Origin of the sequence: Pseudomonas sp. CDFA 610 (assembly GCF_021147865.1) — a bacterium.
Lineage (GTDB): Bacteria > Pseudomonadota > Gammaproteobacteria > Pseudomonadales > Pseudomonadaceae > Aquipseudomonas > Aquipseudomonas alliivorans.
Map to the genome: position 1 here is coordinate 403,611 of NZ_JAGTPM010000003.1, position 17,207 is coordinate 420,817.

15 protein-coding genes are annotated in these 17,207 nt (G+C 59.7%); 7 read left to right on the forward strand and 8 right to left on the reverse strand.

Annotation, left to right across the window (positions count from 1 at the left end):
* The first annotated feature begins 27 nt into the window (after positions 1-27).
* On the forward strand, positions 28-927 hold the full coding sequence (locus KDX39_RS07330) for an acyltransferase (RefSeq protein WP_231659862.1): 900 nt from the start codon (positions 28-30) through the stop codon (positions 925-927).
* Positions 928-1,061: 134 nt separating this feature from the next.
* On the opposite strand, the gene KDX39_RS07335 is transcribed toward KDX39_RS07330, so the two are convergent.
* The 6 genes from KDX39_RS07335 to rutR form a co-directional block, all read right to left on the reverse strand.
* Positions 1,062-1,766 (reverse strand): OmpA family lipoprotein, encoded by a 705-nt coding sequence (locus KDX39_RS07335; protein ID WP_004885138.1) that lies wholly within the window; start codon positions 1,764-1,766, stop codon positions 1,062-1,064.
* A 96-nt stretch (positions 1,767-1,862) separates the two neighbouring features.
* On the reverse strand, positions 1,863-2,789 hold the full coding sequence (locus KDX39_RS07340) for an ABC transporter permease (RefSeq protein WP_231659863.1): 927 nt from the start codon (positions 2,787-2,789) through the stop codon (positions 1,863-1,865).
* On the reverse strand, positions 2,789-3,904 hold the full coding sequence (locus KDX39_RS07345) for an ABC transporter permease (RefSeq protein ID WP_231659864.1): 1,116 nt from the start codon (positions 3,902-3,904) through the stop codon (positions 2,789-2,791). The genes KDX39_RS07340 and KDX39_RS07345 overlap by 1 nt, the downstream gene beginning before the upstream one ends.
* Positions 3,897-5,411: an ABC transporter ATP-binding protein gene (locus KDX39_RS07350; protein WP_231659865.1), complete on the reverse strand. Its 1,515-nt coding sequence runs from the start codon at positions 5,409-5,411 to the stop codon at positions 3,897-3,899. Before KDX39_RS07350 ends, KDX39_RS07345 begins: the two co-directional genes overlap by 8 nt.
* Positions 5,408-6,499 (reverse strand): BMP family ABC transporter substrate-binding protein, encoded by a 1,092-nt coding sequence (locus KDX39_RS07355; RefSeq protein ID WP_231659866.1) that lies wholly within the window; start codon positions 6,497-6,499, stop codon positions 5,408-5,410. The genes KDX39_RS07350 and KDX39_RS07355 overlap by 4 nt, the downstream gene beginning before the upstream one ends.
* 240 nt (positions 6,500-6,739) lie before the next feature.
* A complete protein-coding gene (rutR, locus tag KDX39_RS07360; RefSeq protein ID WP_184318519.1) occupies positions 6,740-7,483 on the reverse strand; it encodes a pyrimidine utilization regulatory protein R in 744 nt (247 codons plus the stop codon).
* A gap of 284 nt (positions 7,484-7,767) precedes the next feature.
* Between rutR and rutA the strand changes: the two genes are divergently transcribed.
* The 6 genes from rutA (at position 7,768) to KDX39_RS07390 (ending at position 12,871) form a co-directional block, all read left to right on the forward strand.
* Positions 7,768-8,850 (forward strand): pyrimidine utilization protein A, encoded by a 1,083-nt coding sequence (gene rutA / locus KDX39_RS07365; protein ID WP_210043518.1) that lies wholly within the window; start codon positions 7,768-7,770, stop codon positions 8,848-8,850.
* On the forward strand, positions 8,850-9,590 hold the full coding sequence (gene rutB / locus KDX39_RS07370) for a pyrimidine utilization protein B (protein WP_099226926.1): 741 nt from the start codon (positions 8,850-8,852) through the stop codon (positions 9,588-9,590). The genes rutA and rutB overlap by 1 nt, the downstream gene beginning before the upstream one ends.
* A 10-nt stretch (positions 9,591-9,600) precedes the next feature.
* A complete protein-coding gene (gene rutC / locus KDX39_RS07375) occupies positions 9,601-9,984 on the forward strand; it encodes a pyrimidine utilization protein C (RefSeq protein WP_004885146.1) in 384 nt (127 codons plus the stop codon).
* Positions 9,985-10,025: 41 nt separating this feature from the next.
* Positions 10,026-10,805 carry a pyrimidine utilization protein D gene (rutD, locus tag KDX39_RS07380; protein ID WP_231659867.1) on the forward strand — a complete coding sequence of 260 codons (780 nt, stop codon included), beginning with the start codon at positions 10,026-10,028 and terminating at the stop codon, positions 10,803-10,805.
* 12 nt (positions 10,806-10,817) lie between these two features.
* A complete protein-coding gene (gene rutF / locus KDX39_RS07385; protein ID WP_231659868.1) occupies positions 10,818-11,351 on the forward strand; it encodes an NADH-dependent FMN reductase RutF in 534 nt (177 codons plus the stop codon).
* A gap of 320 nt (positions 11,352-11,671) precedes the next feature.
* A complete protein-coding gene (locus KDX39_RS07390) occupies positions 11,672-12,871 on the forward strand; it encodes an HD-GYP domain-containing protein (RefSeq protein ID WP_231659869.1) in 1,200 nt (399 codons plus the stop codon).
* Here KDX39_RS07390 and KDX39_RS07395 read toward each other — a convergent pair.
* Together KDX39_RS07395 and KDX39_RS07400 are read right to left on the reverse strand one after the other, a co-directional pair.
* A complete protein-coding gene (locus KDX39_RS07395; RefSeq protein WP_231659870.1) occupies positions 12,868-15,600 on the reverse strand; it encodes a LuxR C-terminal-related transcriptional regulator in 2,733 nt (910 codons plus the stop codon). The two genes, KDX39_RS07390 and KDX39_RS07395, sit on opposite strands and share 4 nt — an antisense overlap.
* A 221-nt stretch (positions 15,601-15,821) precedes the next feature.
* Positions 15,822-17,186 (reverse strand): DUF1329 domain-containing protein, encoded by a 1,365-nt coding sequence (locus tag KDX39_RS07400; protein WP_184318504.1) that lies wholly within the window; start codon positions 17,184-17,186, stop codon positions 15,822-15,824.
* Positions 17,187-17,207 lie beyond the last annotated feature (21 nt).

Sequence of the window (17,207 nt, forward strand, 5' to 3'; positions counted from 1 at the left end):
CCCACTTTCTGCGGAGCCCTATCCTTCATGGATTTCCTGCCTGCCCCATTGCGCGGCGTCATTGCCTCGCTGCTGTTGGCGCTGAACACCATCGTCTGCTGCACGGTGCTGTTCGTGGTCACGATCTTCAAGATCTGCTTGCCCTTCTCTGCCGCCCAGCGCCTCACCGACTGGATGATGAGCCACATTCAGGAAACCTGGATCGGCAACAACAATGCGTGGATCAGGCTGCTGTGCAACACCCGCTGGCACCTGACCGGCCTCGAAGGCCTGGACTACAAGCATTCGTACCTGGTGACCAGCAACCATCAGAGCTGGGTCGACATCATGGTCTTGCAGTACGTGTTGAATCGTCGAATCCGGCCTTTGAAGTTTTTCCTCAAGCAGGAACTGATCTGGGTGCCGGTGATTGGTCTGGCGTGGTGGGCATTGGGCTTTCCGTTCATGAAACGCTACTCCAAGGCGTACCTGGCCAGGCACCCGGAAAAGAAAGGCAAGGACCTGGAGACCACACGCCGCACCTGCGCGAAATTTCGCCATAACCCGGTGGGGATCTTCAACTTCGCGGAGGGCACGCGTTTTACGCCAGGCAAACATGCCGAGCAGAACTCGCCGTTTCGCCACTTGCTGAAACCCAAGGCGGGCGGCATTGCCTTCGTGCTGGATGCAATGGGCGAGCAGCTGGAATCGATCATCAACGTGACGATTCACTACCCCGCTGGCCGTCCGGGCTATTGGGACTTGCTGTGCGGCAGAGTGAAAGAAGTGGTCGCCCACTTCGAAGAGATCAAAATCCCGCAGCAGTTCGTGGGCAAAAACTACGATCAGGACGGTGAATACCGCCTGGAATTCCAGCAGTGGATCAATGCGCTGTGGGAAGAGAAAGACCAATTGCTGGAGCGTATGCACGAGCAATATCGCAGGTAACCACCGCACCTGTCAGGACGCGGCGCGTCCATGCGCGTGGTTCTGACGTATCGGTGTGACCAGCCCAATCTGACGCGGAGGGTACCGGGATGCATGCCCATGCGGAGCATGGGCACGATCATCAGCGGGGGCAGTTATTGCTGATATTGCTGGTATTGCTGACCCGGAATCGGCTTGAGGTTGACCTCTACACGACGGTTCTGGGCGCGGCCATTGGCGTCGGCGTTGCTGGCAATCGGCTGGTCAGGGCCTGCACCACGTACCGACAGGTGAGCCTGATCGACGCCCTGAGAGGTCAGGTAGGTCGCGACGCTCTGCGCACGCTGCTGCGACAGGTCCATGTTGTGCTGACGGCTGCCGGTACTGTCGGTGTAGCCAATGATTTCAATGTTGCTCTGGTTGAACTGCTTGAGCGAATTGGCCAGGTTGTTGAGAGGCGAATAGAAGCTGCTGGCAATGGCCGAAGAGTCGGTTGCGAAGGTGATGTTACCCGGCATGATCAACTTGATCTGATCACCCTGACGCTGCACCTCGACACCCGTATTGGCCATGCTCGCACGCAGCGCCGCTTCCTGTTTGTCCGCGTAGTAGCCATAGCCTGCCGATGCAGCCCCCACCACGGCAGCGCCAATCAATGCGCCTTTGCCACGATGGTTATGGTCGATGGCCGCACCCGCTACCGCGCCAGCCAGAGCACCAAGCCCGCCGTATTTGGCAGTCTTGTTCATGCCACCGGAGCTTTGAGCCTGACCCTGATTGTCATAGGGATTGGACGTCGCACAGCCGGAAAGCATGGCCACAGCGGTGGCTGCAATAATCAAACGACGAGACATGAACATTCAGAAGCTCCTGGGTTGGACGAACGCTAATGACCGATTAGAGCATGGCGCCTGTCAAAAATTCCTTAACCCGGCCTGAACCGTCTGCCTTGAGAATTATCGCCGCTCTTCGCGAATGTAAGGCTCACCCAGCGCACCCGGCTGGCTTGAAGACTGTCGCTTGCCAGCGGCCACCCAGATCATCACCAGCAGCGTGACAGCGTAGGGCGTCATCAACACGAAGTACTGCGGCAGCTTCACGCCGGTCGCTGCCAGTTGCGGGATCAACGCTTCGATACCGCCGAACAGCAACGCTCCGGCCAGGGCGCGCCAAGGTGACCAGCGCGCAAAAATCACCAGTGAAACGGCAATCCAGCCGCGCCCGCCCGTCATGTCGGCTATCCACATCTTGGTGCTGAGCACCGCAATGAAACCGCCCGCCAGGCCCATCAGCGCCGAGCCTGCCACAATGGCCGCCAGCCGATAGCCCAGCACCGAAATGCCCGCTGCGTCGGCGGCCTGGGGATTCTCGCCTACCGCACGCAGACGCAGACCGGTGCGCGTGCGCTCAAGCAGCCAGACCACAGCGATGAAAATCACTACGGTCAGGTACACCAGCGGATTCTGGATAAAGACTTTGCCCACTGCTGGCAGCTCAGACAGAGGCCACAATTCCACTGCCTGCAGACCGCTGACCGGGCGATTGGTCCAGCCCAGCAGCGTGCCCAGCAATCCGGTCAACCCCTGACAGAAAAACACCAGCGCCAGCCCTGCGATGACCTGATTGATCCGCAGCACCAGCACCATCAAGGCAAAGAGCAACGACACCACACCCGCTGCAACCATTGACGCCAGCAGCGAAATGCCGGGAGAGCCGACACTCAACTGCATGCCGATGCCCGCCAGCGCGCCCACCAGCATCATGCCCTCGACGCCCAGCGCCAGCACACCGCTACGTTCGATCAGGATCAGGCCAAGTGCGGCCAGCGCGAAGGGCACGGCGAAATCCGGCGCGCTGCCCAGCCAATGCGAAAAAAGATCCATCAGCGTGCTCCTGCCTGAATACGTCGCAGGCGATGACGAATGAAGAAGTCGGACGAGGCCACGCAGATCACCAGAATCGCCTGGATCAACTGCACCATCGAAAACGGGATCTGGTAGAACACTTGCAGGTTGCGCCCTGCCACGAACAGCATGGCGATCAGCAAGGCCACAATTGCCGCCGCCACCGGATTGTTACGGGCCAGAAACGCGATGAGAATCCCGGAGAACCCATAGCCCTGATAGAACGACTGGGTCAAACGGCCTTCCTGCCCCGAGGTCACGACAAACCCGGCAAGCCCTGCCAGCGCGCCCGATAGCAGAACCGTGCCCATGATCATCTTGCGCACCGGCACGCCTACGGCACCGGCCACTTTCGGATTGGCATCGACAAAGCGCAGGTACAGACCGGCTCGGGAAATGCCGATGAACCACAGCGTCAGCAGCATGACCAGCAGCGCCAGCACGATGGCCGCGTTGTACCCGGCAAACAGGTCCGGCAGACGCTCGAAACTGCGCAACGCAGGCGAATAAGGAAAGTTATCTCTCGGGTCTTTCCAACTGCCGTACACCAGATGCAGCAGGAAGTTGGCGGCGATGTAATTGAGCATCAGGGTCGAAATGATTTCGTTGACATGCCATTTCAGCTTCAACAGGATCGGGCCCAGACTCCAGAGCATCGCGCAGACGATAGCCGCCGCCATCATCAACGGCAGGCGCAGCATGTCCGGCCCTACATCAAACAGCGAAATGGCCGTGGCGCCGATAGCGCCCCAGATCATCTGACCTTCCAGCCCCAGGTTCCAGAACCTTGCCCGGAATGCCATGCAGCCTGCCAGACCGACCATGATCATGGGCGAGGCCTGAAACAGCACGGCTTTGAAGTTCTGCGCATCGAATACCGTCTGCATGACGAACTCATTGAGCAACTCATCCGCCGGCACACCCGCCATGATCAGTATTGCGGTGCAGATTGCGAGGCCGACCAGCAACGCCAGCGCAATGATCAGCGCTTGTAGCGGCCAGCCCGTTTGCTGCCGTATTTCCAGTGTGTAACGTCGCGACAGCAAAGGGCCTCGTGGCGCACTGCCTGCGTGGACAACAGTCGATTCAGTCATGACTCACCATCGCTTTGCCTATGGACTGGCGGTCGGCGGGATGTTCGAACTCGGCGACGATGCGCCCGCCGTTCATCACGCCGATCCGGTCAGACAAGGTCAGAACTTCGTCCAGGTCTTCACTGATCACCAACACGGCGGCGCCAGCATCACGCGCCGCCCGCAGCCGGTCGTGCACGGCCTGTGTGGCGCGAACATCCAGGCCCCGGCTGGGACTGTGGACCAACACCAGTTGCGGGTCGCGACTGAACTCGCGGGCGATCACCAGCTTTTGTGCATTACCACCCGACAACAACGCGGCTTTCTGATCGAGCGAACGCACACCCTGCACATCGAAATCCGTGACGGCCTTTTGCGCGTCCTGCTTCAGACGCGAGTAGCGCATGCGCCAGAACGAGCCGTACCGGCCGCCATGGATATTGCCCACGCCAAAGTTTTCGGCCACCGACAGCGAACCCGCCAACGCCGCGCCGTAGCGATCCGCCGGGATGGAGGCTATGCGCAGTTGACGCCGTTGTTCGGTCGATGCGGTGCGCAGATCACCGAACTGCGCCAGATGAATCTCACCCTCGGTGGGTTGTGGCAGGCCCATCAGCGCGTTGGCCAGTTCCGCCTGACCGTTGCCGCCGACACCTGCGATGCCGTAGATCTGCCCGGCACGCAAGGTCATGTTCACGCCGTTCAACGCGTTATTGCCTGCAACACTGCGCAGGTCTCTGACCTGTAAACGGACCTCGCCGGGCATGGCCGGACTGCGCTCGCTGACCGGCGCAGAATCACCGACAGTCAGTTGCACCAGCTGCTGAACGCTGACGCTTTGCGGGTCGAGAGTCTGGATCGTTCTGCCGCCGCGCATCACTGTCACCCGATCGGCATAGCGCTTCACGTCGGCCATCTTGTGCGTCACCAGAATCACCGCCGCACCTTGCCGGGCAAAGGTCTGCACGGTCATCAACAGACGCTCGGCCTCCTGATCGGTGAGCACGGCTGTTGGCTCATCAAGAATCAGAATCCGCGCACCGGCCAGCAGCACCTTGAGAATCTCGACGCGTTGCTGCTCGGCCACCGACAGGCTGTCGACGCTGCGGCCCGGGTCAAGCACAAAGCCCAGCTCCCCGGCCTTGGCGGCGATCTCCTGTTCAAGCGCCCGCAGACGCTTGCGATAACTGCCCTCGCCCGGTTGCTCACGAAGCCCCAACAGAATGTTCTGCGCCACCGTGAACGGCTTCACGAGCTTGAAATGCTGATGCACCATGCCGATCCGATAGCGACTCGCGTCCTTGGGACCTTGCAACTGGACCGGATTGTCGTCGATCAGCAACGAGCCGGTTTCCGGTGCGTAAAGCCCGGCGGCAATGTTCATCAGCGATGACTTGCCTGCACCGTTTTCGCCGAGCAGCGCATGAACCTCGCCCCAGTGAGCGGTGAAGTCAGCATCGATCAACGCCTTGAAGCCGTCGAAAGACTTGCTGATACCGGTGAGTTGAAGCGCGTTGACCTGACTCATTGCTGAGTCATCACGCCTTCGACAAACCAGTCCATTTTCCACAGCTCAGGGTCAGACAGATGCTGACCGGCGGCGATTCGCTCCTTGCCGTCGCGATCCGACATCGGCCCGCTGTAGATGATTTTTCGGCCTGCCAGCAATTCGGCGCGCTCGGCTTCGATCTTCTGCCGGTTTTCTGCGGAAATGATCGGATCCTTGGTCAGGCTGATGTCAGTGCCGCCCTGCTCCATCGACAGCAGAGCGCCATTGGCGGCGGGCGTCCAGTTGCCCGCGATGACTTTCTTGAGTTCAGGCCCCAGGAAACGGTCCCAGACCCAGACCGACGAACAGACGGTGGCCTTGGGTGCGAATTCGCTGAGGTCGCGGTGGTGGCCGGTGCCGTGGATGCCGCGCTCTTGGGCGACGATCTGCGGTGTCGGACTGTCGACATGCTGGCCGACCACATCGACCCCGTTGTCGATCAGCGCCATGGTTGCCGCACGTTCCTTGACCGGATCGTTCCAGGCCCCGGTGTAGACAACCGTGAGCGTGGCCTTCGGATTGATCTGCTTCGCGCCCAGCTCGTAGGCGTTAATGGTCCAGTTGACCTGACCGAACGGGTTGGCCGCAACAAAACCCAGCTTGCCGGTTTTCGACGCCGCACCTGCCGCCATGCCACACAGATACTGGCTTTCGTAGGTGCGGCCGTAGAACGATTCCAGGTTGGGCGCGTTGGTGGTACCCGAACCGTTCAGGAACGCCACTTCAGGGTATTTTTTGGCCAGTGTCAGGAAGGTGTCGGAGTAACCGAACGCAGTGCCGACGATGATGTTCGCACCCCGTGCGATCAGGCGATCCACCACGGGCGTAATCGCTGCCGCGTTTTCAGGAACGCTTTCGACATACTGGATTTTTGTGTCCAGATCCTTTTCCAGTTTTTGCCGGGCCTCGTCGAATGCCTGGGTCCAGCCTCCATCGTTGCGCGGACTGATGTACACCATGGCGATTTTCGCCGGGCCTTTAAGGGTCAGCCCTTCTGCCTGGGCAAGACTGCCCATCCCGAACGCAACAGCCGCACACAAAGTCCCGGGCAACAGTTTCTTGTACATAGACGTTTTCCTGAGGGTAATGGCCTGCAAGAACAGCGCGGGGCCGACCCTGCAGGCCATAGCAGCATCCATGCCACCGCAGAAAAGACGTTACGAAACAAGGGGCTGTAGAAAACGGCACGCCAAAAACGGATCAGATGGTCCGATTCAGAGCACTTGGTTTGTGCAGAATGATCGGTTACTGCTCAGCCGGGGTGCGTAAGGCAAACGACAGACCATGGAAGGCGTTTCGTCCGAGGCTTAAGGCCTTTTTGGCGAAGCACCACGCGGCAGGATGCCGTCCAGGATCATACTGCGCAGGCTCTCCAAGACTTCTTCAAAGAATTCGGGATCGTCCAGCGTCCTGCCGGTGACCGCCTCGACTTGCGTGCGGAAGTCTGCGTAATGCTGGGTCGTTGCCCATAACGAGAAGATCAGGTGATGCGGATTGATCGGCGCCAGCTGGCCGCTGTCGATCCAGTGCTGGATCACCGCCACCTTGGTCTGAACCGTGTCGCGCAACGGATGCTGCAATTCGCCCTGTATCAGCGGCGCGCCCTGCATCACTTCCATGCAGAACAGGCGGGACTCGGCCGGATGATCGCGGGACATTTCCAGCTTGGCCTTCAGATAGGCAGCGATGGCCTGCTGCGGATCCTTGTCAGCGGTGAAGTGCAGCAGCGGGCTGAGCCACACCTCGAGCAACTGGCGCAGCACGTTCAGGTACAGGTCATCCTTGCTGCTGAAGTAGTACAGCAGGTTGGTCTTGGAGACATCCGCCAGGCTTGCGACCTGGTCGAGACTGCTGCCATGCACGCCGTAACGGGAAAAGATTTCCAGCGCAGCATCGAGGATCACACTGCGCTTGCCTTCCATGAGACGCAGGCGTCGCTTGAGGGCGGACGCACTGGGCTCGCGGGTCGCCTTGACTGCCTTGTCGGGCTTGACCTTGCGCACGCGTTTGCTCGCGGGCTCAGTCACGGGAGGTTTCTTGTTCACGCACATCCAACCAGTGATCCCTAAATGAGCAGGCATCTTAACGGGCGGACACACTTTGTCGATATGGATGCGAACCACGCCGCGTATTTATCCGCCGCATGCCCCATCAGCGTGCGCACTGCACAAACCAAGTGCTCTAATCCAGACCAAATGGTCCGAAAAACTCGCTTAATTTTCTTAAGCTACTGAATAAAAACAACAAAATAAAGCTGGCCCGCTCCATGCAAGTTTGGTTCAAGTGCCGCCCGTTGTCCCTGGGGCACGCATCGACTATCGCAGAGAGGCCTCATATGGACATCGGTATCTTCATCCCCATCGGCAACAACGGCTGGCTGATTTCCAGCAACGCACCGCAGTACATGCCCACCTTCGACCTCAACAAACAGATCGTGCAGAAGGCCGAGCACTACGGTTTCGACTTCGCATTGTCGATGATCAAACTGCGTGGCTTCGGCGGCAAGACGCAGTTCTGGGAACACAACCTGGAGTCGTTCACCCTCATGGCCGGACTCGCCGCCGTGACCAGCAGGATCCAGTTGTTCGCCACGGTCGCGACCCTGACCATTCCGCCCGCGATTGCCGCACGAATGGCCTCGACCATCGACTCGATTTCCAATGGCCGCTTTGGCATCAATCTGGTCACTGGCTGGCAGAAACCCGAATACGAACAAATGGGCCTGTGGCCGGGCGATGAGTTCTTCCACACTCGCTACGAGTACCTGGCCGAATACGCGCAGGTGCTGCGTGACCTGTGGGCCACCGGCAGCAGCGATTTCAAGGGCGAACACTTCAGCATGCAGGACTGCCGCGTCAGCCCTCGTCCGCAGGCCGACATGAAGCTGATCTGTGCCGGGCAAAGTGAAGCCGGCATGGCGTTCTCGGCCCAGTACGCCGACTACAACTTCTGTTTCGGCAAAGGTGTGAATACACCGACCGCGTTCGCGCCCACCGCGCAGAAACTGATCGAGGCCAATAAGCAGACCGGGCGCAATGTCACTTCCTGCGTGCTGTTCATGATCATTGCCGACGACACCGACGAAGCCGCACGGGCTCGCTGGGAGCACATCAAGGAAGGGGCTGACGAGGAAGCCATCGCCTGGCTGAGCGACAAGGGCTCGGCCGACAAAAGCGCAGGCTCGAATCTGAGGCAGATGGCCGACCCGACTTCAGCAGTCAATATCAACATGGGCACACTGGTCGGCTCCTGGGCCAATGTGGCGAAGATGCTCGACGAAGTGGCCAGCGTTCCCGGTACTCAGGGCGTGATGCTGACCTTCGATGATTTCGTGAAAGGCGTCGAAGATTTCGGCCAGAAGATTCAGCCATTGATGAGCAGCCGCAGTCATGTCCTGCCGCTCAAGGAGGTGGTCTGATGAATGCGCCCGCAACGATTGCCGGTGTGGATTTGCCGCTTGATCTGCAGCCCGCCCGCGACCTGCCTGCACGCCCCGAAGCCTTGCGCATGAAAGCTGGCGAAACGGCGCTGGTGGTAGTCGACATGCAGAACGCCTACGCCTCGCTCGGCGGTTATCTGGACCTGGCCGGTTTCGATGTCAGCAGCACGGGACCTGTCATTGCCAACATCAAGAAGGCCTGCGCCTGCGCACGTGCGGCCGGTATCCCGGTGATCTTTTTCCAGAACGGCTGGGATCCGGCCTATGTGGAAGCAGGCGGTCCCGGCTCGCCCAACTGGCACAAATCCAATGCGCTGAAAACCATGCGCAAGCGCCCCGAACTTGAAGGTCAGTTACTGGCCAAGGGCGGCTGGGACTATCAACTGGTCGATGAACTGACGCCCGAACCGGGTGACATCGTGGTGCCGAAAATCCGCTACAGCGGCTTCTTCAATTCCAGCTTCGACAGCGTGCTGCGCAGCCGCGGCATTCGGAACCTGGTGTTCACCGGGATCGCCACCAACGTGTGCGTGGAATCGACCCTGCGTGACGGCTTTCACCTGGAATATTTCGGCGTAGTACTGGCCGACGCGACTCATCAGGCCGGCCCTGAATTCGCTCAGCAGGCCGCCCTGTTCAATATTGAAACCTTCTTCGGCTGGGTCTCCAGCGTCGATGACTTCTGCACCACCTTCAGCCCGGTCGGGCAACCTTCGTGAGGATCTCCGCATGACCAAGAAAGCGATCATTCCTGCTGGCACCACCAAGCCGATTGCCCCGTTCGTACCGGGCTCGATGGCCGACGGCGTGCTCTACGTGTCAGGCACCCTGCCCTTCGACAAGGACAACAACGTCGTGCATGTCGGCGATGCGACTGCCCAGACCCGCCACGTGCTGGAAACCATCAAAAGCGTGATCGAAACCGCAGGCGGCACGATGGATGATGTGACCTTCAACATGATCATGATTCGCGACTGGGCCGATTACGCCAAGGTCAACGAAGTGTATGCCGAGTACTTCGCAGGCGAAAAGCCGGCGCGCTATTGCATCCAGTGCGGCCTGGTAAAGCCCGAAGCACTCATTGAAATCGCCAGCATCGCCCACATCGGCTGAACCTCGAACGTGGGCGCTCGCCGCCCACCTGGAGCGCCTGCATGTTCCATGAACTTCATGTTTCGCAAAAGACCGACGCCCCGATACTGGTACTCAGTTCGGGGCTGGGCGGTTCCAGCCGATACTGGGTCGACGACCTGACGATCCTGAGCCGTGACTACCAGGTGCTGGTCTACGACCATGCAGGCACCGGACGCAGCCCCTCCGTATTGCCGCCGGATTACACCATTCGACACATGGCGCTCGAACTGCTGGAGCTGCTCGACTCGCTCGACATTCAGCGCTGCCACTTCATGGGCCATGCGCTGGGCGGGCTGATCGGCCTCGAGCTGTCGCTGCTACGCCCCCGACTGCTGAACAGTCAGGTGCTGATCAACGCCTGGAGCAGCCCTAATCCGCACAGCGCCCGCTGTTTTTCGGTCCGTAAAAAGCTGCTGTTGAACAGCGGACCCGAAGCCTATGTGCAAGCCCAGGCGCTGTTTCTTTATCCGGCCGACTGGATCGCCGCAAACACTGCGCGGCTTTCCAGCGACGAGGCGCACGCGCTGGCGCACTTCCCCGACACCGACAACCTGCTGCGGCGGATCCACGCGCTGGAAAGCTTCGATATAGAGGCGAGCCTTGCGGACATTCGAACACCGACGCTGCTGATCGCCAACCGCGACGACATGCTAGTGCCGTGGCAGCGTTCACAGCATCTGGCCGAAACGCTCCCCGATGCCAGGCTGGAGCTTCTGGAATACGGCGGTCACGCCTCGAACATCACTGACCCACAGCCCTTTCACCGAGCCCTGCTCGACTTTCTCAGCGCCCAGGCCTGAAGGACCGTAGCCATGCAAACCCAATCAGCGCCATGCACAACCGCAGCCACTGCCGTCACCCAGCTTGAATTTCGCGATGCCATGTCCAGCCTCGCTGCGGCAGTCAACGTCATCACCACCGACGGCCCGCATGGCAGGGCCGGGTTCACGGCGACAGCGGTCTGCAGCGTGACCGACCAGCCGCCCACTTTGCTGGTCTGCATCAACCGCAGCGCATCGGTGTACGACGCCTTCGTAGGCAACGGCACCCTGTGCGTGAACACGCTGGGGCATGATCAGCAGGCGCTTTCCAACCTGTTCGGCGGCAAGACCTCTCAGGCCGAACGCTTCGCCGGCGGCCAATGGCTGGAAGGTCTGACCGGCGCGCCGTTACTCGACGGCGCCAAGCTGGCGCTGGACTGCCGAATCAGCCAGTCAGTGAGTGTCGGCACCCACGACATCCTGTTCTGCGAAGTGCAGGATATCCGTCATGAAAGCCAATCGGATGCGCTGGTGTACTTCGGGCGTCAATATCATCCGCTGCCCGGTGTCCTGCCAACGCGTTGAAAGAAGGTCGGCGCTTTAAATCGCCGACCACTCCGATACGGTCATTGATTGTTTTTATCGAGCGCTGGACGCGAAAACAATTAATGCTACAACCCACTGATTTAAAAGAATAAAAACAGAAACAACAACTTATTGGCGTCAGGTAAATACACAAGATTTTTTCCTGAAGTACTGCTTATACTGGCATTACGAGATCAGGATGATCCTTGCAGTCAATAAGGTGAAGTCATGTCGATCCATCAGGCCGGACAATCCAAACGCTCCGCTACGTGCAGTTCATGCACAGGCTGTTCTATAGAACAGGGTCTGGGTGGCTGAGCATGCTGAAAAAAATTCCCGTTTCCGAACTCAGCCTCGGCATGCACATCCACAAGTTCTGTCGTCCCTGGAACAATGACCCATTCTGGGTAACCCACGTAGAAACCGTTCTTCACGACAGTGACGTACTCAAACGCATTCAGTCCTCCGATACGCTCGAGGTGTGGATCGACACGCGCCAGGGTCGTGATCATATGTCAGCCCCCACACCGACTCCGGCGCATGATGACGAGGCAACGGTCAGCCTGGAGCAGGAGGTCGAACGCGCCAAAGCCATCTGCGGCAAAGCCCGTGATGTCGTGATGAACATGTTCACCGAGGCCCGGATGGGGCAGGCGATGAAGATGGACAATGTGGACCTGATGGTCGAGGAAATTTCCAACTCGATCCTGCGACACCCTCACGCCCTGATCAGCCTGTCCCGCCTCAAGACGTCGGATGAATACACCTACATGCATTCGGTTGCCGTCTGCGCGTTGATGGTGGCGCTCGCAAAGCGGATGGGCATGAAGAATGAACAGGTCAGGGAGGCCGGCGTAGCGGGACTCATGCATGACGTCGGAAAAATGATGATTGCTCCGGAGGTCCTCAACAAACCCGGCAGACTGACCGTCGAAGAATTCACCCTGATGAAAACCCATCCCGAACAGGGTCTGAAAATTCTCGAGGAAAATCTGCCAGTCGCGGCGCTGGTAATGGATGTCTGTCTGCACCACCATGAAAAGGTCGACGGCTCGGGATACCCCGATGGATTGCAAGGGTCGGACATCAGCATCTTCGCCAGAATGAGTGCGGTCTGCGACGTGTATGACGCGATCACCTCGGACCGGCCGTACAAAAAGGGTTGGGGTGTTGCACATTCGATTCGCGAGATGGCTTCCTGGAAAGGCCACTTCGATGACATGGTGTTCCAGAATTTCGTCAAGACCGTGGGCATCTATCCGGTGGGTGCGCTTGTGCGCCTGGAAAGCGGACGGCTGGGCGTGGTCATGGAGCAGAGTGAAACGTCGCTGCTGACACCCAGGGTCAAGGTCTTCATGTCCGCACGTACCCGCAAGACCTTCGCACCGCAGATCATTGATCTGGCGAACAGCGAGGACCGGGACGCTATCATCAAGATCGAACTCCCCGCCGACTGGGGCCTGGACAGCGTCGACCACCTCTGGTCAGGCATCAGGCCCGGTCAGGCGTCTTCGGACTAGCTCAACAGCCCCAGCGACTTGGCTCTCGCCACAGCCTGGGTCCGACGCCCCACGCCCAGCTTGCTGTTGATGTGGCTGGCGTGGGTCTTGACCGTATGCAGCGAGATGAACAACTGCTCGCTGATCTCCTGATTCGAACAGCCTTGTGCGATCAATCGCAGCACGTCCAGTTCGCGCACGCTCAGGCAGTCGCTGCCGTGCATGAACTCTGCGGCGGGAGGCGCCGGGGATGCCGGAAGCTGATCAAGCAGCGCATCACGCACAGCGCAGGGCGGCGCCTGAAGCAAGTGTTCGCGAAGCCATTGCGGGTGCTCGCCCAGCAAGGTGCGGAACGGAAACAACGCACCGCCAGCGGCCGTCTTCAGGCTTCGCAACAGTCGGTCCTGTGCTTCATCGTACCGGGCGGCGTCGAGCAGAAGGCCGATATGCTGGGTCACGGCGACGAGGCCGACCAATTGCGCACCGATACGATGGGCGTGCTCTTCGAGTGCCCGCAGACGTTTCTCGCTGGCGCAATGGTCGCCGTGAATCCGTTCGAGCATGGCGCGCTGCAACTCGATCTGCTGGGGCAACTGAGGGTGGCATTCAGGCGCGCCCGCCGCCAGCTCGCCGGTGTAGGTCTGAGTGAGGCGCAGCAACCAGGCCTCGGCCAGATCGATGCGGCCCTGCACCAGCCAGAGTTCGCATTTGACCAGCGTGATCATTGCCAGGTAATAAATCGGCGGCACATCCCAGATATGCATCAACCGTTCAGCCTCGGCCAGTTCAGCAAAGGCTTCAGCGAAACGCCCTGCACAGCCCTCCATCGTGGCAATCACACAATGACCGATGAGCACGCTGATGTCGCGGCAGGCATGGGCTTCAGCCAGACCAGCGAGCAACCTGGCACGCCCGGCGTCGACCTCCAGGCGCAACGTCAGCAGGTAGCCTTCATACAAGGTCAGGCGAGCCCGGACCGCATACAGACGAGACGGGGACAATCCTTTGAGGCGTTGCAGCCCCTGACGCACTTCGTCGAGCGCCCGGAGAATTTCGCCCCGCGCCTGCAAGGCTCTGGCGCGATCATAGTGAGCGAGCGCCTCGAACAGCGGGTTTGCAACCCGTTGCGCCAGTTCCAGTGCATCGCGATTCAACGCACGGGCGCGCCAGAGGTCGCCTTGGGCGATAGCCAGATTGGCGAGGGTCGAGAGGCAGACCAGGCGCTGCCCATAACGTTTTTCGGGAAGACTGAGCAGGGCTTCGCCGCAATAACGCAGCGTCCTGTCGCTGTCGCCTCTACCACGAGCGATGACACCGCTCAGCGCCAGCCACTGGGCCAGCATGGATTTTTGCGCGGTAGCCGAGGGCGCGGGCAGGAAACGACTCAACTGGTTGGCCAGTTCTTCAGCGGCGTCCAACTGGCAGGCCAGCCCCAGTGCCCAGGCGTACAGCACGATCAATCGCGGCGTGCTGGTCAGCAGGCTGTCGGGCAAGTCCATCTTCCAGCGCAGCAACATGCCGACGTTCTGTTCGGCCAACAACTGTTCTTCGGACAGGTTCTGCACCAGATTGGCTGCGACATCCAGGTGCCCGGCGCGCAGGGCCTGTTCAACCGCTTCATCAATCAGGCCCTGGCCGCTGAACCAGCGACAGGCGTTCAGGTGCAGTCGTGTCTGCTGTGGACCGCTGGCCTGCCGGGTGCGCAGCAGGTCGGAGAACAGATGGTGATAACGAAACCAGTGACCCTGTTCGTCAAGCGGCACCAGAAATACCTGATGCGCCTGCAGGTAGCGCAGCATCTCGGCGCTGTCATGGGTGTCCCGGGCCGCGTCGCACAGCGCGCTGCAAAAACGTTCCAGGCACGCCGTTTCATAGAGAAATGCCTGAGCCTCGGCTGGCAGACAATCGATGACCTCCTCCAACAGGTATTCCCGAATCATCACCTCACCGCCGTGCAGTGACTGAGGCAATGCGTTGTCATCACCGGCTTCGGCGGCCGCCAGCAACCAGAAACGCAGCCCCGCCACCCAGCCCTCACTGCGCTGAATCAGTCTTTGCAGCGCTTCGTTGTCGAGCGAGCGGCTGTGCTGGTCCAGCAATGCCATGGACTCGGCATGCGTAAGCCTCAGGTCATGCTCGTTGATTTCAAGCAACTGGCGTGAAAGACGCAGGCGTGCCAGATGCCAGTCAGGTCGCTGACGGCTCGTCACCATCACCACCAGACCGGCCGGCAAATGGTTGAGCAGAAACTGCAGGCAACGATCGAGCACGCTGCCCTGTGCCAGGTGATAGTCGTCGAGGACCAGCAGTAGCGGCTGGCTAAGCATCAGGTGAACGGCCAGTTCGTCCAGCAGCCCGTCGAGCCAGGGTTCAAATGCAAAGGGCTGATGGCGTTGGCGCATTTTCAGCAAGCTCATTGCCTGAGCGCCCAACTGCGGAAAGAACTGCTGAAGCCCTGCCAGCAGACGCTCCAGAAAACGCCCGGGATCGTGGTCTCTGGAGCTCAGCCCCAGCCACACGCTTTGCCATTTGTCTGGTAACGCCTGACAGAACTCGACCGCCAGCGAGCTTTTGCCAAAACCTGCCGGAGCGCAGACCAGCAGCAATCGCCCAGACAAGCCTTCGTGAAGGCGCTGGCACAATCGGGGTCTGGGAACATAGCCATCGGGCAGTGGCGGTCGGAAGAATCGCCCTTCCAACGCAGGAATCGCGCTGTCTGCGAACCCTTGCATACGGGACAGATCAGTCATGGCCGGCTCTTGTATGAATCGATTTGTTCGGCTTGGCAGTGCTCGGAGACTAGCGGGTTAGCGGATCGTTTTGAAGGTCATCATTGAAAAGACTGTAACAAAATTCCTACAACTTATAAGACATGGGGCCAAACGCAAAAAAGCCCCGCGGACGGGGCTTTACTTTTCAAACGGTTTCCGTGGACGCGCTGCGTGTATCCACAAGCGCTACAAACCGATGTTTAACGAACGCCTTCCTGACGCAGCGCGTTTGGCGTGAAGTCGCTGGTGCCAGCCGTGAAGCCGAACTCGTAGGCACGTTTCTCTTCGTTCTTCATGCCCAGCGCCACGTAACGGCCCGATTGCAGGTCGTAAAGTGTTTCAATGGCGTACCACGGCACTTGCTTGTCGTAGTAGTTCTCGGCATGAGCCTCCGCGACGCGCCACAGTTGGCCGCGACCGTCGTAGTGGTCGATCACCGCCGCCTGCCAGGTGTCTTCGTCGATGAAGAAGTCACGCTTGGCATAGATATGGCGCTGGCCTTCCTTCAGGGTTGCAGTCACGTGCCAGACACGACGCAGCTCGTAACGGGTCAGGTCCTGGTTGATGTGACCGGCCTTGATGATGTCGGCGTACTTGAGCGTCGGATCGTCCAGCTTGTGGCTGTTGGAGGCGATGTACATTTCCTGCTTGCCGATCAGTTTCCAGTCGTAGCGATCCGGCGCGCCGTTGTACATGTCCAGATTATCGGAAGTGCGCAAGCCGTCAGATGCAGTACCCGGACCGTCATACGACACCTGCGGAGCACGGCGCACGCGACGCTGCCCCGCGTTGTACAGCCAGGCCGAACGCGGTTCTTTCACCTGATCGAGTGTTTCGTGGACCAACAGCACGCCACCGGCCAGCCGTGCCGGCGCGGTCACTTCCTGTTTGAAGTAGAACAGGACGTTGCCCGGATTCTTGGGATCGAAATCGCGCATCTTGTCGCGGAATACGAACTGGTCGGCGAAATACACCAGACTGTAGGAGCCGTTGGGCTGTGGAGTGGCCTGGGTCACCAGTCGCTTCACACTCCCGCCACGGTAGCGGGTGATATGGTTCCAGATCACCTCGACGCCGTTGGCAGGGATTGGAAACGGGATGGCGGTATCGAAGTTCTCCAGACCGCTGCCGCCGCCGACCAGTTTGGTGGTGGTCGCGTTACGTTTGATGGCTGCGTAGACCTCGTCCGGCACGGTTGCACCACGGTGCGTCGGATACACCGGAATCCGGTAACTGTCCGGGTAGCGCTTGAACATTGCGTATTGGCCGGGTGCCAGTTTGTCCTTGTACTGCTCGACGTTGGCCGCCGTGATGGTGAACAACGGCTTTTCGCTGGCATACGGATTGGCCAGGAACCCCTTGCTATCGACCGCTCCGGCGTTTTTCGGCATCGGCGTCCAGGCCGAAATAGTGTTCGCCGCGTTGCCCGCCTTTTCTGCCCCCATGGGCGTCAGGGACGTCCCCAGTTTTGCTGCCTCGGATTCAGACACTGCCGCCATCACGCTGGTCGCCAACAGCGACACGCTCAACAGACCGGCTTGCAACAGACCCTTTGTTATTTTCATATTTATCGTCATCCCGAAAAA